21 protein-coding genes are annotated in these 21,949 nt (G+C 66.6%); 12 read left to right on the plus strand and 9 right to left on the minus strand.

Annotation, left to right across the window (positions count from 1 at the left end; translation table 11 throughout):
• Positions 1–360 precede the first annotated feature (360 nt).
• The 4 genes from ACQPW1_RS00755 to ACQPW1_RS00770 all read left to right on the plus strand — a co-directional run bounded on the left by ACQPW1_RS00755 (position 361) and on the right by ACQPW1_RS00770 (position 5,430).
• Entirely contained in the window at positions 361–1,959 is a 1,599-nt protein-coding gene (locus ACQPW1_RS00755; protein WP_433665577.1) for a TM0106 family RecB-like putative nuclease, read from the plus strand.
• A complete protein-coding gene (gene htpG / locus ACQPW1_RS00760) occupies positions 1,956–3,926 on the plus strand; it encodes a molecular chaperone HtpG (protein ID WP_433660851.1) in 1,971 nt (656 codons plus the stop codon). Before ACQPW1_RS00755 ends, htpG begins: the two co-directional genes overlap by 4 nt.
• 73 nt (positions 3,927–3,999) lie before the next feature.
• On the plus strand, positions 4,000–4,458 hold the full coding sequence (locus ACQPW1_RS00765; protein WP_433660852.1) for an N-acetyltransferase family protein: 459 nt from the start codon (positions 4,000–4,002) through the stop codon (positions 4,456–4,458).
• Positions 4,459–4,611: 153 nt separating this feature from the next.
• Positions 4,612–5,430: a class I SAM-dependent methyltransferase gene (locus ACQPW1_RS00770; RefSeq protein ID WP_433660853.1), complete on the plus strand. Its 819-nt coding sequence runs from the start codon at positions 4,612–4,614 to the stop codon at positions 5,428–5,430.
• A 64-nt stretch (positions 5,431–5,494) separates the two neighbouring features.
• Here ACQPW1_RS00770 and ACQPW1_RS00775 read toward each other — a convergent pair whose 3' ends face one another.
• Both ACQPW1_RS00775 and ACQPW1_RS00780 read right to left on the minus strand, forming a co-directional pair.
• Positions 5,495–6,262, minus strand: a complete 768-nt coding sequence (locus ACQPW1_RS00775) for an SDR family NAD(P)-dependent oxidoreductase (protein ID WP_357380070.1) — start codon at positions 6,260–6,262, stop codon at positions 5,495–5,497.
• 126 nt (positions 6,263–6,388) lie between these two features.
• Positions 6,389–7,132 (minus strand): DUF4352 domain-containing protein, encoded by a 744-nt coding sequence (locus ACQPW1_RS00780; protein ID WP_433660854.1) that lies wholly within the window; start codon positions 7,130–7,132, stop codon positions 6,389–6,391.
• Between the two features lie 192 nt (positions 7,133–7,324).
• Here ACQPW1_RS00780 and ACQPW1_RS00785 point away from each other — a divergent pair, with 192 nt between their 5' ends.
• A complete protein-coding gene (locus tag ACQPW1_RS00785; protein WP_433660855.1) occupies positions 7,325–8,203 on the plus strand; it encodes an SDR family NAD(P)-dependent oxidoreductase in 879 nt (292 codons plus the stop codon).
• Between the two features lie 26 nt (positions 8,204–8,229).
• Positions 8,230–8,907: a TetR/AcrR family transcriptional regulator gene (locus ACQPW1_RS00790; RefSeq protein ID WP_433660856.1), complete on the plus strand. Its 678-nt coding sequence runs from the start codon at positions 8,230–8,232 to the stop codon at positions 8,905–8,907.
• A 22-nt stretch (positions 8,908–8,929) separates the two neighbouring features.
• Here the strand turns inward: ACQPW1_RS00790 and ACQPW1_RS00795 are convergent, their stop codons facing one another.
• The 4 genes from ACQPW1_RS00795 to ACQPW1_RS00810 form a co-directional block, all read right to left on the minus strand.
• Complete coding sequence (locus ACQPW1_RS00795; protein WP_433660857.1) at positions 8,930–9,658, minus strand: TMEM165/GDT1 family protein; 729 nt, start codon at positions 9,656–9,658, stop codon at positions 8,930–8,932.
• A gap of 294 nt (positions 9,659–9,952) precedes the next feature.
• Positions 9,953–10,480 carry a peptidase gene (locus ACQPW1_RS00800; protein ID WP_433660858.1) on the minus strand — a complete coding sequence of 176 codons (528 nt, stop codon included), beginning with the start codon at positions 10,478–10,480 and terminating at the stop codon, positions 9,953–9,955.
• 453 nt (positions 10,481–10,933) lie between these two features.
• Positions 10,934–11,557 (minus strand): superoxide dismutase, encoded by a 624-nt coding sequence (locus ACQPW1_RS00805; protein ID WP_357380064.1) that lies wholly within the window; start codon positions 11,555–11,557, stop codon positions 10,934–10,936.
• A gap of 382 nt (positions 11,558–11,939) precedes the next feature.
• Positions 11,940–12,551: a hypothetical protein gene (locus ACQPW1_RS00810; protein WP_433660859.1), complete on the minus strand. Its 612-nt coding sequence runs from the start codon at positions 12,549–12,551 to the stop codon at positions 11,940–11,942.
• A 531-nt stretch (positions 12,552–13,082) separates the two neighbouring features.
• On the opposite strand from ACQPW1_RS00810, the gene ACQPW1_RS00815 reads away from it, so the two are divergent.
• The 4 genes from ACQPW1_RS00815 (at position 13,083) to ACQPW1_RS00830 (ending at position 16,518) form a co-directional block, all read left to right on the plus strand.
• Complete coding sequence (locus ACQPW1_RS00815) at positions 13,083–13,454, plus strand: rhodanese-like domain-containing protein (RefSeq protein WP_433660860.1); 372 nt, start codon at positions 13,083–13,085, stop codon at positions 13,452–13,454.
• A 93-nt stretch (positions 13,455–13,547) separates the two neighbouring features.
• Positions 13,548–14,618 (plus strand): DUF4328 domain-containing protein, encoded by a 1,071-nt coding sequence (locus tag ACQPW1_RS00820; RefSeq protein ID WP_433660861.1) that lies wholly within the window; start codon positions 13,548–13,550, stop codon positions 14,616–14,618.
• On the plus strand, positions 14,615–15,382 hold the full coding sequence (locus ACQPW1_RS00825) for a glycerophosphodiester phosphodiesterase (protein ID WP_433660862.1): 768 nt from the start codon (positions 14,615–14,617) through the stop codon (positions 15,380–15,382). Before ACQPW1_RS00820 ends, ACQPW1_RS00825 begins: the two co-directional genes overlap by 4 nt.
• 215 nt (positions 15,383–15,597) lie before the next feature.
• Positions 15,598–16,518 carry a DUF5926 family protein gene (locus ACQPW1_RS00830; RefSeq protein WP_433660863.1) on the plus strand — a complete coding sequence of 307 codons (921 nt, stop codon included), beginning with the start codon at positions 15,598–15,600 and terminating at the stop codon, positions 16,516–16,518.
• Between the two features lie 255 nt (positions 16,519–16,773).
• On the opposite strand, the gene ACQPW1_RS00835 is transcribed toward ACQPW1_RS00830, so the two are convergent.
• From ACQPW1_RS00835 to ACQPW1_RS00845, 3 genes are all read right to left on the minus strand, one after another.
• Positions 16,774–17,322, minus strand: coding sequence for a ferritin (locus ACQPW1_RS00835; protein WP_433660864.1), 549 nt, complete (start codon positions 17,320–17,322; stop codon positions 16,774–16,776).
• 72 nt (positions 17,323–17,394) lie between these two features.
• Positions 17,395–17,943: a ferritin gene (locus ACQPW1_RS00840; protein ID WP_433660865.1), complete on the minus strand. Its 549-nt coding sequence runs from the start codon at positions 17,941–17,943 to the stop codon at positions 17,395–17,397.
• 10 nt (positions 17,944–17,953) lie between these two features.
• A complete protein-coding gene (locus ACQPW1_RS00845) occupies positions 17,954–19,276 on the minus strand; it encodes an LCP family protein (RefSeq protein ID WP_433660866.1) in 1,323 nt (440 codons plus the stop codon).
• 394 nt (positions 19,277–19,670) lie between these two features.
• Between ACQPW1_RS00845 and ACQPW1_RS00850 the strand changes: the two genes are divergently transcribed.
• The gene (locus ACQPW1_RS00850) at positions 19,671–20,465 is read left to right on the plus strand and encodes a CPBP family intramembrane glutamic endopeptidase (protein ID WP_433660867.1); all 795 of its coding nucleotides are present in this window, start codon (positions 19,671–19,673) and stop codon (positions 20,463–20,465) included.
• 531 nt (positions 20,466–20,996) lie between these two features.
• Positions 20,997–21,911, plus strand: coding sequence for an IS982 family transposase (locus tag ACQPW1_RS00855; RefSeq protein ID WP_433654482.1), 915 nt, complete (start codon positions 20,997–20,999; stop codon positions 21,909–21,911).
• Positions 21,912–21,949: the final 38 nt, after the last annotated feature.

Raw genomic sequence — 21,949 nt, forward strand, 5'->3', positions numbered from 1 at the left:
CGAAGGCCCTCCGTCATGCTGGTTTGCCATGGCAGTACGACGCCGGGGAAAGCCCGTCCGCCCATGTCACACGGTTTGTCGATACCCTATCGGGTCCATGTTGACACGAGCGAGCGTAGGGGAGCGGAGTTGTCGGCCGCGTGGCCGCGAACGGCGCTCGCAGAACTCGCGCTGCGGCGGTCCTGTGTGGAGTGAGCGCGGGTTCGAACCACTGCTGTGCCCACGGGGTTCGTGGGTTTGTCGGGGGTAGGGACCATACTGCATAACGTGGAATCGGGCATCGGTGACCGAGAAGGTCGCAAGCACAACGGCACGGCCGTCGAACGGCCGACCGGCGTTGCGGGTGCGCCGACCCCGTTCATCGATGCCAGGGCGCTGATCGGTTGTCGGCATCGGCTGCATCTGGACGCGGTCCATCCCGGGGCATTGCTCGGGGTCACCGAGGATCCCGGGGTGCGGCAGCGCCGGGAGGCGGCGACGGCGCATCGGCTGCGGGTGCGCGACGCGTTGATCGCGGCGGACCCGGACGGCTGGCTGGTGATCGATCCCACGCTGCGCGCGTCCGAGCGGGCCGAGGCCACCATGCAGGCGTGCGCGGCTGGCGTGCAACACATCTGGGGCGGGCTGCTGCCGCAGGAACCGGAGACGGGCAGGCGCGGCGGCTCGGAGATTCTGCTGCGCGATCTCGATCGCGGCGGGTACATCCCGGTGATCGTGGTGAACCACAAGGTGACCGACCCGCGTAATCCCGAACCCGCCGACTTCCACCCGACCACGTCCGACCCGTTCCACTGGAACCCGCGCCCGGATCGGCACCGCAAGCTGCGTCAGCAGCCGCGCGACCAGCAGCGGCTCGCACACCTCTACCGAATGTTGCAGCGCCACGGCATGGCCAGCCCGGCGCTGGTCGGCGGCGCGATCGGCTACCACTTCGACTGCATCCTGGTGCACGACCTCGGCCCGGTGCTCGCCGACTACGACCAGCGCTACGCCGACCGGGTCGCGGTGGTGCGCGGCGAACTGCCGACCGTGCCGTCGAAGGTGCCCGAGTGCAGGCAGTGCCCGTGGTGGACCCGCGGCATCGACGGCCCGAGCTGCGAGGGCTGGTTGGTCGAGCACCGCGACGTCAGTCTCGTCGCGCCCGGCTCGCGCGCCGAGGTGCTGCGCAGGCACGGCGTGCAGACGATCGACGACCTGGCCGACTGGGCGGGCGACGACCCCGACGACTGGCAGCACGGGCCGTTCGACGAGGCCGTGGTCACCGCGCGGGCCTGGATCGCGGGCGCGCCGCTGGTGCGCCGGGTCGAGCCGGTCCGGGTGCAACGCGCCGACGTCGAGGTCGATGTCGACCTGGAGAGCTTCCAGGAATACGGCGCATACCTGTGGGGCACACTGCTCGACGACGTGTACCGCCCGTTCGTCACCTGGGACCCGCTGCCCACCGAGGACGAGGGCCGCTCGTTCGGCGAGTTCTGGACCTGGCTGATGGCGATTCGCGCGGAAGCCGCCGCGAACGGGAAAACCTTTGCCGCCTACTGCTACTCGCGCACCGCCGAGGACAAGTGGCTGTACGAGTCGGCGCGCCGCTTCGCCGGACGTCCCGGGGTGCCGACGGTCGACCAGGTGCGCGCGTTCGTCGACGGGCCGGAGTGGGTGGACATGTTCCAGGCCGTCTCCGACCAGTTCATCTGCCCGAACGGTAAGGGCCTCAAGAAGATCGCCCCGGTCGCGGGCTTCGCCTGGCGCGATGCCGAGGCGGGCGGCGAGGCGTCGATGAGCTGGTATCGGCTGGCCGTCGGCTACGAGGCCGAGCCAGACATGTCCCAGCGCACCCGTCTGCTGGAGTACAACGAGGACGATGTTCGGGCCACCCAGGTGCTGCGCGACTGGATGTCGAACCGGGCAGACCTCGAGGTTCCTGGCCTCGCGGATTTCGGGCGTCGTACTATCGCGTCGTGACTGAGCACGTCGAACAACTCGAGTTCCAAGCAGAGACCCATCAGCTGCTCGAGCTGATGATCCATTCGGTCTACTCCAACAAGGACACCTTCCTGCGGGAGTTGATCTCCAACTCCTCGGACGCGCTGGACAAGCTGCGGATGGAGTCCTACCGCGACAAGGACCTGCATGTCGACACCGCCGACCTGCACATCGAGCTCGCGGTCGACCAGTACAACCGGGTCCTGACCGTCCGGGACAACGGCATCGGCATGTCCAGGGCCGAGGTGGTGGACCTGATCGGCACCCTGGCCAAGTCCGGCACCGCCGAGCTGCGCAAGAAGCTCAACGAGGCCAAGAGCGCCGCGGCGGGCAACGTCGACACCGCGGAGCTGATCGGCCAGTTCGGCATCGGCTTCTACTCGACCTTCATGGTCGCCGACAAGGTCACGCTGACCACGCGGCGCGCAGGGGAGACCGAAGGCACCCGCTGGGAGTCCGCCGCGGGCAGCTCGACCTACACCATCGAAACCCTCGACGAGGCGCCGCAGGGCACCACGGTCGCGCTGCACCTCAAGCCGGCCGACGAGGAAGACCACCTTTTCGACTACACCCAGGAGTGGAAGCTCCGGGAGATCGTCAAGAAGTACTCCGACTTCATCGCCTGGCCGGTCCGTATGCAGGTCGAGCGGACGGTCACCGAGGGTGAAGGGGAGGAGAAGACCGAGAAGACGGTCGTCGAGGACCAGACCCTCAACTCCATGAAGGCGCTGTGGACCCGCCCGAAGAGCGAGGTCAGCGACGAGGAGTACAAGGAGTTCTACAAGCACGTCAGCCACGCCTGGGACGATCCGCTGGAGATCATCCCGATGAAGGCGGAGGGCACCTTCGAATACCAGGCGCTGCTGTTCCTGCCGTCGCAGGCGCCGTTCGACCTGTTCACCCGCGAGCACAAGCGTGGCGTGCAGCTCTACGTCAAGCGGGTGTTCATCATGGACAACTGCGAAGAGCTGATGCCGGAGTACCTGCGCTTCGTCAAGGGTGTGGTGGACGCGCAGGACCTCTCGCTCAACGTCTCGCGCGAGATTCTGCAGCAGGACCGGCAGATCCAGATGATCCGCAAGCGGCTGGTCAAGAAGGTGCTGTCCACGGTCAAGGACCTGCAGGGCGCCGAGGACCAGACCAAGTACCAGACCTTCTGGAAGGAATTCGGCCGCGTCCTCAAGGAGGGCCTGCTCGGCGACGTCGACAACCGCGAAACCATCCTGCAGGTTTCCTCGTTCGCCTCGACGAACTCCGAGTCCGAGGTGACCACGCTCGCCCAGTACGTCGAGCGCATGCCCGAGGGCCAGGACGCCATCTACTACATGACCGGCGAGTCCCGTCAGCAGATCGAAAGCTCCCCGCACATGGAGGCTTTCAAGGCCAAAGGCCGCGAGGTGCTGATCCTCACCGAGCCGGTCGACGAGATGTGGGTCGGCTCGGTGCCGGAGTTCGACGGCAAGGCGTTCACGTCCATTGCCAAGGGCGAGGTCGACCTGGAGTCGGAGGACGAGAAGAAGGCCTCCGAGGCGCTGCGCGAACAGCAGGACAAGGATTTCGCCGAGGTGCTCGGCTGGCTCGGCAAGACCCTGGACGAGAGCGTCAAGGAGGTGCGCCTGACCAGTCGGCTCACCACCTCGCCCGCCTGCCTCGTCGGTGACGTCTTCGACTTCACCCCGATGCTGGAGCGGATGTATCGCGCGTCCGGTCAGCTGATGCCGGAAACCAAGCGGATCCTCGAGCTCAACCCGACCCATCCGCTGGTCACCGGCCTGCGCGACGCCTACGACACCCGCAAGGAAGACGCCGACGCGGGCAAGGTCCCCGAGCTCACCGAGACCGCCGAACTGCTCTACGGCACAGCGGTCCTGGCCGAGGGCGGCGAGCTGAAGGATCCGGCGCGGTTCGCGCACATCCTCACCGATCGGCTCACCCGCACGCTCTGATCGGGTCACCGGCGGGGACCACTGGTCCTCGCCGGTGTGCTCGGCCGAGCGGGCGATCGGCACAATGAGGCCTGTGCCGAATTCGACTGAGCTGGTCATCGGGGCGGCGCGGGCCGCGGACTACGACGCGATCGCGAGCGTGGTCGACCAGTGGTGGGGACGCGAGGTCCTTCCGGTGCTGCCGCGCTTGTTTCTCGATCACTTCCATCGAACGAGCCTGGTCGCCGAGGCGGGGGAGCGGCTGTCGGGATTCCTGATCGGGTTTCCGTCGCCGTCCGAATCCGACGAGGCCTACATCCATTTCGTGGGAGTTCATCCGGAATCGCGGAAGAGTGGGTTGGCGCGGGAGCTCTACCAGCGGTTCTTCGTGACCGCTCGGGAGCACGGCAGGCGGGTCGTCACGGCGGTCACCGCACCGGCGAACGAGACCTCCATCGCGTTCCATCGCCGGATGGGGTTCACCGTCGGCGGGCCGGTGCCGGACTACAACGGGCCCGGGCGTCACCTGATGATCTTCCGACGCGAGATCTGAGCCCGCTGTGCTGCGCATAGAGTGAAACAGTAGGTTTCGCTACCTTCTGGCACGCGCACCGAATTCCTTCGCGCACAGCGATATTCGCCTGAGTTGGTGGTCTATCGGGGTGTGAAGCGGTTAGATTTGGGCGATCGAAAGGATCGTCAGCATATGTCCGGAAACCCTCTTGCCGTCGCCGAGCCGTGGGATCTCGTCGCCGACGGCTACGCCGAATTCGCGCCCGCGATCATGCAGCCCTTCTCCGACCGGGCCCTCGAATTCGCCTCGCTGACAACGTCTTCCCAGGTCATCGACGTCGCGGCCGGGACGGGATTGCTGAGTCTGCTCGCCGCGCCGCAGGTGGCGCAGGTGCACGCGATCGACTTCTCCGGCCCGATGATCGAGCGACTCACCGCCGCGGCGGCGGCCGTGGGATCGACCAATATCGAAGCGCGCGTGGGCGACGGGCAATCGCTGCCGTTCGACAGCGACCGCTTCGACGCCGGGTTCTCCATGTTCGGGCTGATGTTCTTCCCGGAGCGGAGCAAGGGTTTCGCCGAACTGTTCCGGGTGCTGCGGCCCGGCGGCACGGCCGTGGTGTCCAGCTGGGCGCCGATCGCCGAATCTCCGCTGATGCGGATGATGTTCGGCGCGTTCCACGCCGCCGACCCGAGCATCCAGGAACCGCAGCCCAACTACCTCAGCCTGGAAAACCCCGAGGTCTTCCAGACCGAGATGCGCCGGGCGGGCTTCGAAGCCGTGTCCATCCAACGACATTCGACCGCGCTCGCCTTCGGCAGCGCGGACCAGATGTGGGAAACCATGGGGCAGAGCAGCGCACCGCTGCGGCTCATGCGCCGCAACGTCGGCGAACAGGTGTGGGCCGAGCGCGTCGCGGTGATGAAGTCCTACCTCGCCGAGCACTATCGGCCGCAGCAGCCGCTGTCCACCACCGCGTTCCTCGGCATCGGGCACAAGCCTGCGTCCTGACCGTAGGGAAACGAAAAGCCGCCGCCGACCGGAGTTGGTCGGCAGCGGCTTTTGCGTGGTGTCTTTAGCGCGGGGCCATGCGCAGCGCGCCATCCATGCGGATGGTCTCGCCGTTGAGGTAGTCGTGCTCGACGATGTACTGCGACAGCTGCGCGTACTCGTCCGGGCGGCCGAGGCGCGACGGGAACGGCACGCCGGCCTCGAGGCCCTTGCGGTACTCCTCGGTGACGCCGGCCAGCATCGGGGTGTCGATGATGCCGGGGGCGATGGTGTTCACCCGGATGCCGAACTGGGCCAGGTCGCGCGCGGCGGGCACGGTCATGCCGTGCACGCCACCCTTGGACGCCGAGTACGCGATCTGGCCGATCTGGCCCTCGAACGCGGCGACCGAGGCGGTGTTGATGATGACGCCGCGCTGGCCGTACTCGTCGACGGTGTCGGTCTTCGAGATCGCGTCCGCGGCCAGCCGCATCACGTTGAAGGTGCCGAGCAGGTTCACGGTGATGACGGTGCGGAACAGCTCCAGATCGTGCGGGCCGTTCTTGGACAGGATGCGCCCGGCCCAGCCGACACCGGCGCAGTTGACCACGATGCGCAGCGGTGCGCCCGACTCGACGACCTGCGCGACCGCGGCGCTGACCTCGTCATTGCTGGTGACATCGGCCGGAATGAGGGTGACCCCGGCGGGCACGTTGTCGCCGGCGCGCTCGATCGACTGCGGCACATCCAGTCCGAAGACAGTGGCCCCCAGCTCGGCGAAACGCTTGGCGGTGGCGGCGCCGAGGCCGGATGCGCCTCCGGTGACAATGGCGGCGGAACCCGAAATCTCCACGATGGTCCTCTCGTTCGTGACAGCCAGTTGGCCCTTTGTCAATTGCACCCTAACGGTTGCACCCAACAAGACCCATGAGGCCTCCCTCTCACCGCGAAGAGGACCATCGCCTTACCCGGGACGCGACTACTGGAGCGCTACTTTGGCACCGCCGGAGAACATCGAATCGTGCAGCATGAGGTGGCTCGGCACCGCGTCGGGCGGCAGATCGAATACGACCTGAGCCGTCACCGTATTGCCCGGGTTGACGCTGGCATACATGCTGGTGTCGGCCTGCAGATTGATCGCGGCCATGGTGTCGTTCTCGAATTTGCGGTTCTGTGCGTCGAACAGATACTGGTCGCCGGGGCTGAATCCCTGCGGCTTGTTCGAAGTGTTCTTCACCGTTATCGACACGATCGTGTACGCGCCCTGAGCTTTTCGCTGCAGGTATGGATTGTCGCCCACTTCGGTTGGGCCCACCTGGACCCCGGTGACGACGAACTCGAATTTGCCGTCGCGCACCGGGGTATTGAGGCCGGGCGTGCTCGCCGACGGCTTCTCGACCGGTGGCTTCGTGGTCAGCGGAGCGGCAGGTTCACCCGCCGCGACGGTGGCAGGCACGACCGCCGCACTGCTGGTCGCGGTGTCGGACTTCTTGTCGTCGCCGCCGGTGACCGCGGCGATGATCGCACTGAATCCACACAGCCCGACCATGGCCGCGACCACGATGAGCGCGATCTTGCCGCCATTGGATTTCTGCTGCGGTGGGCGACCGTATCCGGGCGCAGGGGGAGGTGCGAACTGCTGGCCGCCGCCGGGGGGAATGTGATTGCCCCAGTTCGGATTCTGAGGTTGTTGCGGTGGGTATTCCCCCTGCGGTGACGTCATCTGTTGCCTCTCGAGAAGTGATCTAGCTCGTGACTGCTGTATCGACCTCTTGTGATGTGAGTTACATTCATGCGCTAATGGCATAACTGAAATACGTGCAGGTAGTTGGGTATTCGCCAGGCTCGAGCTGTAATTCGAGCCGCCCCCCGGCTATTTGCGAACAAACATGTTCTTTAGTGGTACGGTCGCTGCATGGAACTGTTCGCGGGGGCGTCTGTTGCTGGGCGCAAGGTTTTGATTACGGGCGCGGCGCGGGGGATCGGGGCCGCGCTGGCTCGGCAGTTGCATGCCGATGGGGCCCAGGTCGCGCTGCTGGGATTGGAAGCCGAGCTGCTGGGGGAGGTGGCGCGGGAGTGCGGGGATGCGCCGTGGCGGTATTGCGATGTGGGGGATCGGGAACAGTTGGATCGGGTGGTGGAGACGTTGGCGGGGGAGCTCGGTGGGCTCGATGTGGTGGTCGCCAATGCGGGGGTGGCGCGGCAGTTGCCGTTGATCGGGGGCGATCCGGCGGTGATGGAGGAGACCCTGTCCGTCAATGTGCTCGGCGTCTACTACACGTTGCGCGCGGCGGGGCCGCACATCAGCCACCCGAATGGCTATGCGCTGGTTGTCTCTTCGCTCGCGGCCGCGGTGCATCTGCCGCTGGTCGGTGCCTACAGCGCGTCGAAGGCCGCGGTGGAGGCGCTCGGCAACACGTTGCGGATCGAGCTCGAGCACACCGGCGCCAAGGTGGGCGTCGCGTACTTCGCCGAGCTCGACACCGACATGACCTCGCGCGGGTTCGGCACCGCCGCGGCCCGCGCCATCATCGGCCGCTCCACCGTTTCCGGCGTCGCGCCGCTGGGCCCCGCCATCGATTCGGTGGAGAAGGCGATCGCGCGGCGGCGACGTCAGGTGGTCTCGCCCTGGTGGGTGGCCGTGGTGCTGCCGTTCCGGCCGATCGCCCAGCGCGTTATCGCGCTCGCCCTGCGCCACGGTGTGCGGCGCGCCTTGGAGATCGCGCGCGATGAAGAGGCACCCTTCACCACGGACCAACCGGACCGACCCCGCAAAATGGAGCGGAAAGCTTAGCCCGACCTAACCACCGGAGCCATCGAATGACCGAATCGGCAACCAGCGCACGCCAACTCCCGCGCGGCAGGCACGGCCTGCCGCGGGAGCAGGTGGTCGCCTCGCAACGCGAGCGCATCCTGATCGCGATGGCCGAGGCGATGGTCGAGAACGGTTACGTCGGAACGTCGGTCGCGGCGATCCTGAAACGCGCCGGAGTGTCCAGGGAGACCTTCTACGAGCAGTTCCGTTCCAAGGAGGCTTGTTTCGAGGCCGCCTACGAGCAGGCCGTGCAGAACCTGCTCGGCCGCATCGCGGATGCCTCCGGCGACAGCGACGATCCGGCACCCATCGCGCCGAAACCCGAGCCGGACCGGATGGCTCGGATGGACCGGATCTTCGCGGCCTATCTCCAGCACCTCGCCGACGATCCGGCGAGTGCGCGGCTGTTCCTCGTCGAGGTCTACGCGGTGGGTTCGGCGGCGCTCACCCGCCGGGCGCAGCTACAGGAGTTGTTCGTCGGCCTGATCGCCGACGTGCTCGGCGCCCGGACCGACGAGCAGCGCTTCGCCTGCCAGACCCTGGCCGCCGCGATCAGCGCGATGGTCACCGGCCGGATCGCGGCCGACGATCTGGACGGTCTGCTCGCGCTGCGGGTGCCGCTGCTGGATCTGGTGCGCCGAGGTGGGGCGTTGTTCGGGGATGCGTTGCTTTCCTCGACCTAGCTGACCGAGGATGGCCGTCGGCCTATCGACGAACTTCCGGGTCCGCAACCGTGACCGGCGCTGGCTCATCGGCCGCCACCGGTGCGGGGCGAAGTGCACGGATGAGCAGCATGGCCGCCCCGCCCAACGCCGGTGCGATCGTGGCGAGCGCGGCAACGATCAGCCCGCTCAGTGTCGGCGCGGCGGTCGAGATCAGCGTCGCCGCACCGAAGTAGAGGAACAGCAGACCCGAGCCGATCCCGATGGCCCGTTCCGGCAGGTGCTTGCCGACCAGAATGCCGATGCCGATGGCCAGCGCGTCGGCGGCGACCATGCCGATCGTCGAACCGATCCACACGCCGACCCAGTCGTAGTCGGTGGCCAGTGCGGCGGTCGCGAACATGGTCCGGTCGCCGAGCTCGGCGAGCAGAAAGGCGGACAGCACCACGAAGAACGGCGCGGTGCTCGCGCGCAATGACTTCGGCGCCGGGTCTTCCTCGTCCGCGCGGAAGTGTTCACGCAGCGTCCACAGGCCGACGGCGAGGAAGGTGAGTGCGGCGACCAGCGAGATGGCTCGCGTCGGCAACGCGGATCCGAGGAAGTAACCGACACCGACCGAGATCAGGTGGACCGCGGCGGAAGCGGTCGCGATCCCGCCGAGCACTACCCACCAGCGATAGCGCAGCGCGAACGTCAACGCCATCAGCTGGGACTTGTCGCCCAGCTCGGCGAGAAAGACGATGCCGATACTCAGCAAAACAGTGGCGATCATGATTGTGCGGCTCCCGGGTCTCCGGCCTGCCGGTCGGAGTCTGGGTATGCCTCCGGCCGACAACGATTAGTTGTCTCGGCCGAAGGTCTCGCCCACCGGATTGTTCCGGTTCACACAGCCGGACCCGAGCCCTCGTGGGGCTGCGGGTCAGTATGTCGACTGTGCAATTGGGGGCTACTCCCCTTCGCTGTCACCGACTCTACCCGCACGCCGTCGAGTGTGCCAACCTACTGTTGCCCAAATCGCAATGCGCGCAATAAGTTTGGTGATCCCACGCAGAGGTTTCGGGAACCCTTACGCGGCCAGCAGCATGGCCAGAACCGCGGTGTCGGGATCACTGATCGGGTCCAGACCCACCCGGCTGACCAGCGAGGTCACCGTGCCGTCGGATTCGGCCTCGGCCCACGCGGCCCGGTGTTCCAGACCGAGATGCGGCACCCCGGGCAGCAGCACACAGCCCGAGGCGGCACCCGCGCATTCCGGCAGCGACGGCCGGGTTTCCGAGGGCGGATGCAGCATCAGCAGGGCGGCCGGCACATGGTCGGCAAACCGGCCGGGCGCGAGCGCCTCCGCGCCGAGCACCGTGCCTTCGGCCATCACCAGGCCGACCGTGCCCGGTGCCGGATCGTCCGGCAGCTCCTCGCGCACCCCGAACACCGTCGAGGTGGTCAGCAGTCCAGGCAGCGTGGCCACCCGAACGGCGAGCACCAGCACCTGCGCCCATTCCTTGGTGGTGTCCGGCCAGCGGCCGGAGATGACAAAGCCCCGCAGCGAGCCGCGGGCATGGAACGGCGTGATGCCGATCGGTCCATTCGTCCGCATGTTGCCTCCCGTCGTGTAACCGGGGGCGGCTGTGCCCGTCCTCTGTGGACTCCGAGGATGACTTACGAAACACCTGGCACACAAGTACCAAAGAGTGCCAGTGGCCACAGGAAACTGCCTGACCAGCAGTTGTCTCCGCCTACATGCCGCTGTCGGGCGGATTGTTGGCCGGACCGATACCCCGTTGCGTCCCGGGCGTGTCCGGCCCAAGGACTGGTCTGAAACGAGCAAACCCGCGAACAGGTACTCCTGTTCGCGGGTCACTGACTGCTATCGCAACCACACCGGCATCACCGCGGGTTTCGAGCGAAGCGAGATCGAGCATTGCCCGTTCGCGGCCCGGCTCGGCCCCGAGTGGCCGATGCGATTGCGACGCAGTCGCGAGTATCGGTCGCTCGGGGCCGAGCCATAAAGGGGCCGCGAACACGCCGCGCGGAGGCGCGGCAATTCAACTCAGCCGAAGATCAGGCCCTTGCCCTGGCCGACGGCGCGCGCGAAGCGATCCTGCACGTCTTCCCAGTTGACGACGTTCCAGAACGCGGTGACGTAGTCCGCCTTGACGTTCTTGTACTGCAGGTAGAAGGCGTGCTCCCACATGTCGACCTGCAGCAGCGGGATGATGCCCAGCGGGACGTTGGCCTGCTGGTCGTACAGCTGGAAGGTCAGCAGCTTCTGGCCGAGGGTGTCGTAGCCGAGCACCGCCCAGCCGGAGCCCTGCAGGCCGTTGGCCGCGGCGGTGAACTGACCGCGGAACTTGTCGAACGAACCGAACTGGTCGTCGATCGCCGCGGCGAGGTCGCCGGTCGGCTTGTCGCCACCGTTGGGCGACAGGTTCTTCCACCAGATGGAGTGGTTGACGTGGCCGCCGAGGTGGAAGGCCAGGTTCTTCTCGTACAGGAAAATGGCGCCGTGATCGCCGCTGTCGCGGGCGGCCTCGAGCTTCTCGAGTGCGGTGTTCGCGCCTGCGACGTACGCAGCGTGGTGCTTGGAATGATGCAGCTCGTTGATCTGCCCGGAGATGTGGGGCTCCAGGGCGCTGTAGTCGTAATCCAGATCTGGCAGCGTGTACTCAGCCACGATGTCCCTTCCTATGTCGGGCTGTGTGCGCCCATCTCGAGCACACCCAACCATCATTCGTACACCCGCTCGGTTCCAACCGGGCCTGATGCCCCCGCATTCCGTTGTGGGCTTGGGCTGCGCATCGTCCGGAGTCGGATCGGCACCGGGTCGAACCTCACGCATGCATCGAACCATGTCGTAGTACGACGAACTAGTGGAGCGGCTGCGCCTCCCCGCGTCCGTCACGATTACGCCGAATCGGACACCGCCCGGCCGGGCGGCACCGATCCTCGTGCCGGATACCCACTACCTCCACGGTCACCCCCTCGATTTCCGGGGTCGTGCAGAGAAACGAATACCGCACATCCGGAACCGGGTGTGCGGTATCGAAATCGGTGGGTCAGAGCGGCGGCGCGATGCCCGGTCGAGTAGCCCGCGGGTCGCCCGCGTCGTGTGCCTCCCACCAGCGTGCGGCGCCCGCGATGAATTCCGCGAGGGAGATCTCCCGGCCGGTCGAGTCGTTGATGACCAGGTTGTCGAACCAGACGCGCACGTCCAGCTCGCGCGGGTCGATGCCCTCTTCCTGGGAGAACTCCAGCACGTGTGCGGAGATGTGCTCGTCGATCTCGGTGTCGAAGCTGAGCAGCTCGCTCCACAGGGCCCAGCCGCTGTCGTCGAGGTCGATGAACTCCCAGCCGTGCAGCCTGCCGCCGCCGAAGCTGCGGATCGCCTCGTCGAGGCCGTTCAATTGCAGGGGCAGGACCTGCGGTTCGAGGTCGTCCCAGTTCTGCATGCGCAGCGATGCCGCGACGCGGCCGACCCCGGTGAAGGTCACCTGAACGCGGTAATCCTCGGTGGGCGTCCCGTTCTCCGGAAGCGTCAACACCTCTAAGTCGAGTCGTAGTTGCTTGGCTGCCGCGTCGATCTCCAAGCCGAGGCATGTCGCCTCGGACAGAGCGACGTTGAGCCCAGCCGTATCCATTCCGTCGAGTAGCCCCCTGCTCACGTTCATGGCCACAGGCTACCGACAGCTACCGGTGGAGCCCAGTATTTCAGTTTTTCGCTAGTGTTCTCGTTTTTTATGGAACCGAATCGGACTCGCCGCCGTCCAAGTAGATATCGGAACCCGCACGCACCGCGAGTTCCGAGGTCGGCGGCGAATGATCGCTCCGGGATCGGATGCTGGAGGGGAGTCCCGGATCGGTCCTTCGCGCCGGGAGGGGCACGCCGCGAATCTGCTGATGGCCTGGAAACGCCCCGGATCGGGGTGCGTGGGGCCGGAGGGCGAGTTAGCCGCTGGGTAGCTTTGATAGCCAAACCCTGAAAGTGGTGCGCTGTCTGATAGCTGCAGCCTGTGGATGAAGTTGTGGATTATGTGGATAACTCTGTCGGAGGTATGCACAACCCGGTCCTGAGCGGGGCATCGATCAGGGTTCCGGGACGCAGAACATACCTGAAGTACCGGCTCGATGTCGAGCCGCCATGGGCCGGGGCGCGGACCGGAACTCCACGGCACCCGTCCACCCATGGCAGGATCGAAACCGTGACGAGTCCCCATGTTCCTTCGGTCCCGGTGGACGCGGTGCCGAGCGAATTCGACAGCAGCGAGCCGACCACGGCGGACGGCGCGCGGGCGATCCTGCTCGATGTGCGCGAAGACGACGAGTGGCAGCTCGGGCACGCGCCGGGGGCGGTGCACATCCCGATGGTCGACGTGCCCGCCCGGGTGGACGAGCTGGACTACGACGTCGATCTCTACGTCATCTGCAGGCAAGGCGGTCGTTCCCTCCAGGTGGTCGAATACCTCACGCACATCGGCTTCGACGCCATCCAGGTCAACGGTGGCATGGTTGCCTGGCAACAGGCGGGCCGCCCGCTGGTCGCGGACGGCGACCGGCAGGCGAAGATCTACTAGCGGACGCCGCGAAGGAGGCGTGATGAGACACAATGGCGCAGCGCTCATCAGAGCCGACCGGGTGCGGGTGTCCCGCAAGACACAGGAGGCACGGTGAGCACGGTCGTCCAACCTTGTGCGCGGTGTGGTGCGCGCTGGGCCGTGCAGTCGACCCCGATGCACTGGTGCCCGCGCTGCCGCGGCGTGCTGCTCTCGCCCGCGCCCATCGACGCACCCGCCGAGCGACGCAACTATCGCTGGGTGGCGCGCAGGCCCGACCACCGCGCGCGCCGGACTCCGGTCGCCGGCCGCCCGCAGAGCCGGGAAACCCCGCGCTACACCCAGATTCCGCGCTGGGGTCTGCTCGACCCGCCGCCACGACCCGCCGCCGACGCGCCGCGTCCACTCACCAGGCTGACTCAGTGGGCGTCCACGTTGCTGATCGTCACCACGTCGTGGTTCGCGGTCGCGGCCGTCGGCGAGTTGCTGCGTTATCTGCTGCTGCTGCGCAATCGCACGCGGCTGATCCATCCCGCGGTGCTGGTCTGCTCCGATGTGCTTGTCGTCGGTGCCGCGCTGTTCGCCCTGTTGTTCGCGCTGCTGGCGGCGGTGGGCGTGGTCGGCTGGTTGGTCGACGCGCGCAGGCTCGCGTTCCAGGAATCCGGCCGCACCGACCCGCGCTCGGTGCGGACCTTGGTGCTCGGCTGTGTGATTCCGGTGGTCAATCTGTTGTGGCCCGGCGTTTTCCTGACCGAGATCGTCGCGCAGCGGTCCGATCCGCGGGCGCTGCGGGCGATCCGGATCTGGTGGGCCGCCTGGGTATTCGGCGGCCTGGTCACGGCGGCCGCGCTGCTGTGGCGGACCGCCGATTCGTTGCAGGTCAAGGCGGACGGGGTGCTGTTCACCGCGTTCACCGACCTGGTCGCCGCCGCGGTCGCGCTGCTCACCCTCGCCATGATGCGGGCGGTCGAGGAGCGAGACGTGCTCGGCCGCAGCAGGACCGCGCGGCGCTGGTTGATCGCCGTCGACCCGGCCGTGCCGGTGATCGAGCCGGTGCAGCCCGGTGGCCGGGCCGCGCGTGCGGCAGACGAGCCGCCGGCGGACGCGGACAGCGAGCCGGCACGGGACGCAGATGATGACAACGGTGCAGTGGACCGTGAGCACGAGGAGGTTATGGCCAAGTGAGCCAGGTCAGTCGCGCACCGTTCGTTGTGGCGCACCGAGGTGCTTCGGCGGCACGCCCCGAACACACGCTCGCCGCATACGAATTGGCGCTCCAGGAGGGTGCGGACGGTGTCGAATGCGACGTCCGGCTGACCAGGGACGGGCACCTGGTGTGCGTGCACGACCGCACCGTCGATCGCACCTCCTCCGGTACCGGTCTGGTCAGCGAGATGACGCTGGACGAGCTGAAGGAACTCGACTTCGGCGCGGACGGCGAGGCGGCGGAGGTGCTCACTCTCAGTGAGCTGATCACGCTGGTGCTCGACTGGCGCAGCAGGCCGACCAAGCTGTTCATCGAGACCAAGCACCCGGTCCGCTACGGCGCGCTGGTGGAGAACAAGCTGCTCGCCGAACTGCAGCGGTTCGGCATCGCCACCCCCGCGTCCGCGGATCACTCGCGCGCGGTGGTCATGTCCTTCGCGGCCACCGCGGTCTGGCGGATCCGCCGCGCCGCGCCGCTGCTGCCGACCGTGCTGCTCGGTGAGTCGTCGCGCTACCTCGGCGGCGGTGCCGCGACCACTGTCGGTGCCACTGCGGTCGGCCCGTCGGTGAAGACGCTGCGCGATCACCCCGAACTGGTCGACAAGGCCGCTGCCGCAGGCCGCGCCACCTACTGCTGGACCGTGGACGACCCCGACGACGTGCGCCTGTGCGCCGACCTCGGCGTCAGCTGGGTCGCGACAAACCACCCCGGCCGCACCAAGGCAACGCTCGACGCCCTCTGAGCCGACGCGCGAAACAATCCGGGCGGGCGAAAGGTGGCTTGACAGAGTCGGTCCGGTGACCGGTTCACCACGGCCGGAGGGTGTGGCGAACCAGGTTGTGCGCCTGCGTAGTTGGTCAGTCGTCCGTCGGCGCCCCGCCCAGGCACCGTCTTCGGCCGGGTTCGCTGCCGTGGCGCGCGGGGTGGCGGCGCGCACACCATGTAGGTTGACCCCCCGTGGGTAAGAGCAAGCGGAATAGTCCTAAGCCCGGAGGGAACCGGGCACAGCGTCTCGCCGAGCGGAAGGTGGCGCTGGAGCAGGCGACCCAGACCGTCTCACGTCCCTTCGAGGGGCTGGCCGCGGAGTGCGATCTGGTCGCGCTGTGCGAGTTCGTGCCGTCGGCGACCGCGGAGCTGAAGCTGGCGCCCGGTGTCGCGGCCGAGCGCGCGGTCGTGCTCGCCACCGTGCTACCCGGTGCGGTGGCCGCGCTGGTGCGGGCGGGCGATCAGCCGAGCGGCTATGTCGGTGCGCAGGTGCAGTTCCAAGGCGCCGATCTCGGTGCCGATCTCGCCGCCGCCATCCTGTGGACGCAGTCCGCCGAGCCCGGCGATTCGCTGGCCTCGGTGGAGAGCATCGCGGGCGGTCCGCGACTGACCGATGTGATCGATCCCGGTGCGGACCTGGAACTCACGGTGCACCAGGACTTCGACTGGTGGGTGCCCGAGGGCGTGCAGCCCGACCCGCAGGTCGCGGCGACCATCGAGCAAGCCAAGCAGGCGATCAAGCCGTCGGCGCGAATCGCGTTGGGCGCGGACGCGACCGGCGCGGCATGGTGGGTGGACGCGGGCGACAAGGCGCACATCCGCTGGGTCCGTCCGGAGAACGAGGACGACCTGATGCTGGCGCTGGCCCGGCTGCACGCCGCGGGTGGTCTGCACCTCGGCGAGGGCTCGCGGTTCGCCGGCTCGTTCCGCACGCACGGTGTGCTCGTCCCGGTCTTCGACCTGGATCCCGAGCAGCACCCGGACGAATGGGCCAAGCCCGCACAGGAATTCGACGCTCGGCTGGCCGAGGCGCTCGCTTCAGATGTGCCGTTGACCGCCGGTGAGCGCCGGTCGCGGGACGGCTTGCGATCGCGGCAGGTCACGCTTCGCTGACGCCCAGCGAATCAATAGGGAATTTTGCTAAGAATCGTCCTTTCTAAGCTACTCGGGAGTCAGTTTCTCGGCTAGTATCGGACGCTGGTAGAGGGTGGCCTCACCGACCTGATGAAGAAAGAGGAAACAAGTTTCATGAACGAACTTATCGCGGCACTCAAGCAACTGCTCAGCACCATGAGTGCCAAGTAGGACGCCTTCTAAAACGGCAACAGGCCCAGCTCGCGAAGAGCTGGGCCTGTTTGCGTTGAACGATCAGATGGATCCGCCTGCGGCCGAAGGGGCACCGGAAGCGTCACTCGGACCACCCATTTCCCTGGCGATGAACTCTTCCAGATCGAACAGGTTGGACCCGGCGCGCTCGGCGATGGTGAGCAGGGTGGTCATGTGCGCGACCTCCTCGACCTGCTCCTTCAGGAACCACTGCATGAACTGCTCGCCCAGGTAATCGCCCTCTTCGCGGGCGGTGCTCGCCAGCTGGATGATCTGGTCGGTGACCGTCTTCTCCTGGGCGAGGGCCAGCGCGATCGGCTCGTGCACATTCTCGAACTTGGACTTGGCGCCATCGATGCCGGACAGGTCGACGCTGATATCCCGGTCGAGGAAGTACTGCACGATCATCATCGCGTGGTTGCGTTCTTCGACCGCTTGCGCATAGAAACGCTTGGCCAACTGCGGCAGGTCAGCATTGTCGAACCACACCGCGATTGCGATGTATTGATGCTCGGCGTTGAATTCGTGCCTGATCTGATCATGGAGCAGGCCGTGGAATTTGCTGCGTGGGGACTCCGGATGGCTGGACATAGCAAGCGACATTAGCGCTGGTCAAGGTGCTTGTCATCCAAGTGCAACCTTATTGAGGCTAGTATTGCCTAATTAATTCTTCGCGGCCCCAGCCATTCTTGGGGTCGCGTTGTCGACTCGTTGTGGGGCACGAAGTTCGCGCGCGATGAAGTCCTCGACGTCGAACAGATCGTCCGTCGAACGGTCGATCACGGTCAGCAGCGTGGTCATCTTCGCGGTGTCTTCTACCTGTTCCTTCAGGAACCACTGGATGAAGCGTTCGCCGAGATAATCGCCCGATTCGCGGGCCGCGCGCGCGAGCCCGGTGATCTGCGCGCTCCTGGTCTGCTCCGTGTCCAGCAGGAAAGCTATTGCGGCACGGGGAGATTCGAAGGTAGACCGAATCTCGTCCAGCCCGCCGATGTGGACCGCCAGATCGCGGTCGAGCAGATACTGGACCATCCGTAGGGCGTGCGCGCGCTGCTCGCCGGACTTGCCGTAGCAGTGTCTCGCCAACTGCGGCAACCGATTCGAGTCCAGGTACACGGCGACCGCCAGATACTGCTGCGCGGCGCTGAAGCCGTGACGAATCTGTGCGCTGAGCAGAGTGGGGAACGGCTGATCGAGCTCGGTGTCCGTCATGTAATCGACGCTACCGCGTCAGCAGGTCCTCCGGAATCGGTCTGTCCGAAGCAATCGCATCGAAGAACTGACCCGCCTTGTTCTTGTCCCACAGCAGCACATTGCCGCTGTCGGTATCGTCGAATCCGCCGATCGGCACCGTCGTCGGAATCGTGTCGCCGCGCATTGCCCAGCCGAGCTGCGCCAGGTTCCAGATATGGTCGCCGTCGTCGACCTTCAGCGATTTCACGGTGCCGGTCGCCAGCGGCCACAGTTTGAACGGATTCGCCAGGGTGCCCGCACTGGTCGCCTTTTTCACCAGCGCCGCCATGAAGATGCGCTGGTTGTTGATCCGGTCCAGGTCGGCGAGCGCGGTCGCGCGGCTGCGCACGAAGCCGAGCGCCTCCGGTCCGGTCAGTTTCTGGCAGCCCGCGGGCAGGTTGATCCCGGCCAGCGGGTCGTCGATGGCCGTCGGCAGGCAGACGTCGATGCCGCCGAGTGAATCGACGACACCGGCGAAACCGCTGAAGCCGATCTGCGCGTAGTGATCGATGTGCACGCCGGTCGCGATCTCGACGGTCTGGACGAGCAGCTGCGGCCCACCGATCGCGAAGGAGGCGTTGAGCTTGTCCTTGCCGTTGCCGGGAATGCTGACGTACGAGTCGCGCGGCAGGCTGACCAGCGTGGTCTTTCCCGACTTCGGGATGTGCACCAGCATGATCGTGTCGGTGCGCTCCGGGCCGACCTCGCCGCCGGTGGCGAGCTCCTGCTCCTGTTCGGGAGTCAGGCCGCCGCGGCCGTCCGAGCCGACCAGCAGCCAGTTGGTGCCCGGCGTATCGCCGATGCGGTCGGCGTAGTCGGCCAGCGCTGGGATGCGGGTCAGCGAGCCGTCGAGCTTCACGACCGCGCCGACCGCGGCCAGGATCAGGATCAACAGCAGGACCAGGAACCAGCGGAAGTAGTGGCGCTTGCGGCGCGGCCGCGGGGGGCGAGGCTGGCGTTCGCCGCGCGGGGGAACGGGCGGCGGAGGCGGCGGCGGGCTGCCGCGGTACGGCCGCTGCGGCGGCGGACCCTCGCGATAGGGGACCGGCTGCTGGGTCGGGGCGTGCGTCTGCGGTCGCCGCGGCTTGTCGACCGGCGGCCTGCGCGACGCCACGTTTTCCGGCGGGACCTGCGAGTACGCGAGCGGCTGCTGCGGGCCGCCGCGGTGCAACACCTGAGTCGGCTCGATGTACGGCGACTGCGGGTCAGCCGGTGGCCCAGCACGGTGCGGCCCGGGGCGCTGCATCGGCGGCTGGCCGGGCGGCGGCACCCGGCGCATCCGCGCGCGGTACTGGGGGTCGTCGCCATTCATCACTGAGACTCTACTTATCAGTCGTCGTTCGGGTCGGTCGTGCGACGGATGATCTCGGTCCGTTTCCGGCGCGCACGGTGCCCAGCTAGCTGGCGAAGGTCACGCCGGTACCAGTGCCCGTCCGTCCGCGCACTCTCTATGAATTCGCCTGCGCTGCCGCATTGTTATCGCGATGTGGAAAACAGTTGGGTCACAAGGTCCGCTCAGTGTTATCGATGCAGGTGAGAGACGTTTCGCCGCATCGATGTGTTTGTCGACACCGCAAACTGCTAATCACCGAGTCGAGTGGCCTCCGCTATTCGGGCTCACCCGGGGCCGAGGGTGCGACTCGAACGCGCGGCGCGCGGGGCGTGCGCGGCGTTGGTGGGAGGTGGTGGGCAATAGATTCGAGGTCATGCGTGGTGAGTCCGGGGCCGAGTGGGGCGCGTCCGAGGTGACGGAGCGGGAGCGGCTCGGGATCAAGCTCGAGATCGTGATCGTGCTGGTGGTGACGTTCGGGTTGAGTGGGCTCAATGCGGCGTTGTCGCTGCTGGAGAGCGCGCTCGCGCCGGGTGGGGTGGGTGGGCGCACGGTTGCGCTGAATCCGTCGCGGTCCACTCAGTCGACGATCGATCTGTTGTTCCAGCTGTTGAGTGTGGCGCGGTTGGTCGGGTGGGCGGCGCTCGGCCTGTACCTGTTGTGGCGCAGCGGGATCGGGCCGCGACTGATCGGGCTGGCGGCGCGGCTGCGCTGGCGCGCGGACGTGGTGCCCGGACTGGTGCTCGCGGCCATCATCGGACTGCCCGGGCTCGGCCTGTATCTGACCGCGCACGCCTTGGGGATGAGCGTGACGATCGTGCCCGCGTCACTCGGCGATCACTGGTGGCGGCTGCCTGCCCTGATCCTTTCCGCCTGCGCGAACGCGTTGGCCGAGGAGATCATCGTGGTCGCTTATCTGATCACCCGACTGCGCAAGCTCGGCTGGTCGGAGAACTCGTCACTGCTCGCCTCGGCCCTGCTGCGCGGCAGCTATCACCTGTACCAGGGGCTCGGCGGTGGCATCGGAAACCTGGTGATGGGCTTGATCTTCGGGCGCTACTGGCAGCGCACGAACAAGCTGTGGCCGCTGATACTTGCGCACGCCACCATCGACACGGTCGCGTATGTCGGTTATACGGTTCTGCGTGGTCACGTTTCCTGGCTGCCGTAGAACCTGTTGAGCTGCGCTCCGCAGTTCGCGAGAATCCCGACGGTGGCCGGGACTGCTGCGGTGGTCGAGATCGCCAGTGGGTTCGAAATCGCTAGTGGGTTCAAAGACGTCGGCAGGCTGACGATCCACAACGCGGTCACGCTTGGCGCGCCACGGACCTTGGCGACCGCGACGCGAGCACCGAGACTGGTGGCGGGCGGTGAACGGGCCGAGGTCGTTGACCGAAAACCCGACCCGGACTTCGCAAATGGGGACGATTTCTCGCACATCATCAAAGGCTTGGATGCTGTGCGAAGTCCCAAGCAAATGTGTGAAGTCCGCCGAATTGGGTTGGAGTTCAACCCTGCTGCGCGAATTCCACAGTCGGCTAGATGATTGATTCCAAGGGGTGTGGTGCATGACGAGTCCACACACCTCCTGATGGATGATCACCCAGCCGCAGTGCTTGTTCCTCCGTGCTGAAGTGAAAGATTCTGCCCGACAGCAGCATTCGATGTGACGAAGTAGGCGAGGGCGCCGAAGATCAAGGTTGTGAGCAATGAAATCGACACCCTCGCCACTGCACTTTATGTCACGATCGACGACTTGGTGAAGACCCGCCCCGATCTGGCGCCTGCCCGCCCTCGGATCGGGTTCACCCCGCAGTTGACCGACGCCGAACTGGTGGCCCTGGCCGTGATGCAGGCCCTGCTGGGCTACCCCAACGAGCGCCGCTGGATGCGCTACGCCCGCAAACATCTACGGCATCTCTTCCGGTATCTGCCCCAGCAACCCGGCTACAACAAACGACTCCGCAAAGCCGCCGCCCTGATCACCGCCGCCATCCGGCACCTGGCCACCGACACAAGCCTGTGGACCGACGATGTATGGGTCGCCGATTCCACCCCGGTGGAATGCGGGCGCTCCCGCGAAACGGTGAAGCGCTCCGAACTGGCCGGATACGCCGAATACGGTTACTGCGCTTCGCATTCGCGCTTCTTCTGGGGCATGCGGCTGCACTTGATCGCCACCCTGGGTGGGCTGCCGATCGGTTTCGCTCTGACCGGCGCGAAAGCCGACGAACGCGAAACCCTGATGGGTATCCTGGCCGGTGACCCCGCCCTGGCCGCCCAACGACCGGGACAGACCCTGATCTGCGACAAGAACTATTTCGGTGCCGGGTTCGAGGCCGAGTTGGCCGCCACCGGGATCCAGCTGTTGCGGCCGGCTCGCAAGGGCGAAGCCGAACGACCTGGCGCCGCCCTGTTCAAACCATTACGGCAGGTCGTCGAGTCGATCAACCAGACGTTCAAAGCCCAACTCGATCTCGAACGCCACGGTGGACGCACCCTCAGCGGAGTCATAGTGCGTGTCCTGCAACGAATCCTGGCGATTACCGCCGCGATCTGGCACAACGACACCACCGGCGCACCGGTACACCGATCACTGACCGCCTACGACCACTGATCCCCTTGGAATCAATCATCTAGTTGCCGGGTTCGAGC

It is taken from the genome of Nocardia sp. CA-128927 (assembly GCF_050955855.1).
Taxonomy (GTDB): domain Bacteria; phylum Actinomycetota; class Actinomycetes; order Mycobacteriales; family Mycobacteriaceae; genus Nocardia.

What these genes read in the sequence shown, in the direction of transcription:
- ACQPW1_RS00810 (WP_433660859.1), bottom strand. Translation starts at nt 12,551, where the DNA reads ATGAACGTGAGCAGGGGGCTACTCGACGGAATGGATACGGCTGGGCTC.
- ACQPW1_RS00780 (WP_433660854.1), bottom strand. Translation starts at nt 7,132, where the DNA reads ATGACGTCACCGCAGGGGGAATACCCACCGCAACAACCTCAGAATCCG.
- ACQPW1_RS00800 (WP_433660858.1), bottom strand. Translation starts at nt 10,480, where the DNA reads ATGCGGACGAATGGACCGATCGGCATCACGCCGTTCCATGCCCGCGGC.
- ACQPW1_RS00835 (WP_433660864.1), bottom strand. Translation starts at nt 17,322, where the DNA reads ATGTCCAGCCATCCGGAGTCCCCACGCAGCAAATTCCACGGCCTGCTC.
- ACQPW1_RS00795 (WP_433660857.1), bottom strand. Translation starts at nt 9,658, where the DNA reads ATGATCGCCACTGTTTTGCTGAGTATCGGCATCGTCTTTCTCGCCGAG.
- ACQPW1_RS00850 (WP_433660867.1), top strand. Translation starts at nt 19,671, where the DNA reads ATGCGTGGTGAGTCCGGGGCCGAGTGGGGCGCGTCCGAGGTGACGGAG.
- ACQPW1_RS00840 (WP_433660865.1), bottom strand. Translation starts at nt 17,943, where the DNA reads ATGACGGACACCGAGCTCGATCAGCCGTTCCCCACTCTGCTCAGCGCA.
- ACQPW1_RS00770 (WP_433660853.1), top strand. Translation starts at nt 4,612, where the DNA reads ATGTCCGGAAACCCTCTTGCCGTCGCCGAGCCGTGGGATCTCGTCGCC.
- ACQPW1_RS00785 (WP_433660855.1), top strand. Translation starts at nt 7,325, where the DNA reads ATGGAACTGTTCGCGGGGGCGTCTGTTGCTGGGCGCAAGGTTTTGATT.
- ACQPW1_RS00790 (WP_433660856.1), top strand. Translation starts at nt 8,230, where the DNA reads ATGACCGAATCGGCAACCAGCGCACGCCAACTCCCGCGCGGCAGGCAC.
- ACQPW1_RS00845 (WP_433660866.1), bottom strand. Translation starts at nt 19,276, where the DNA reads ATGAATGGCGACGACCCCCAGTACCGCGCGCGGATGCGCCGGGTGCCG.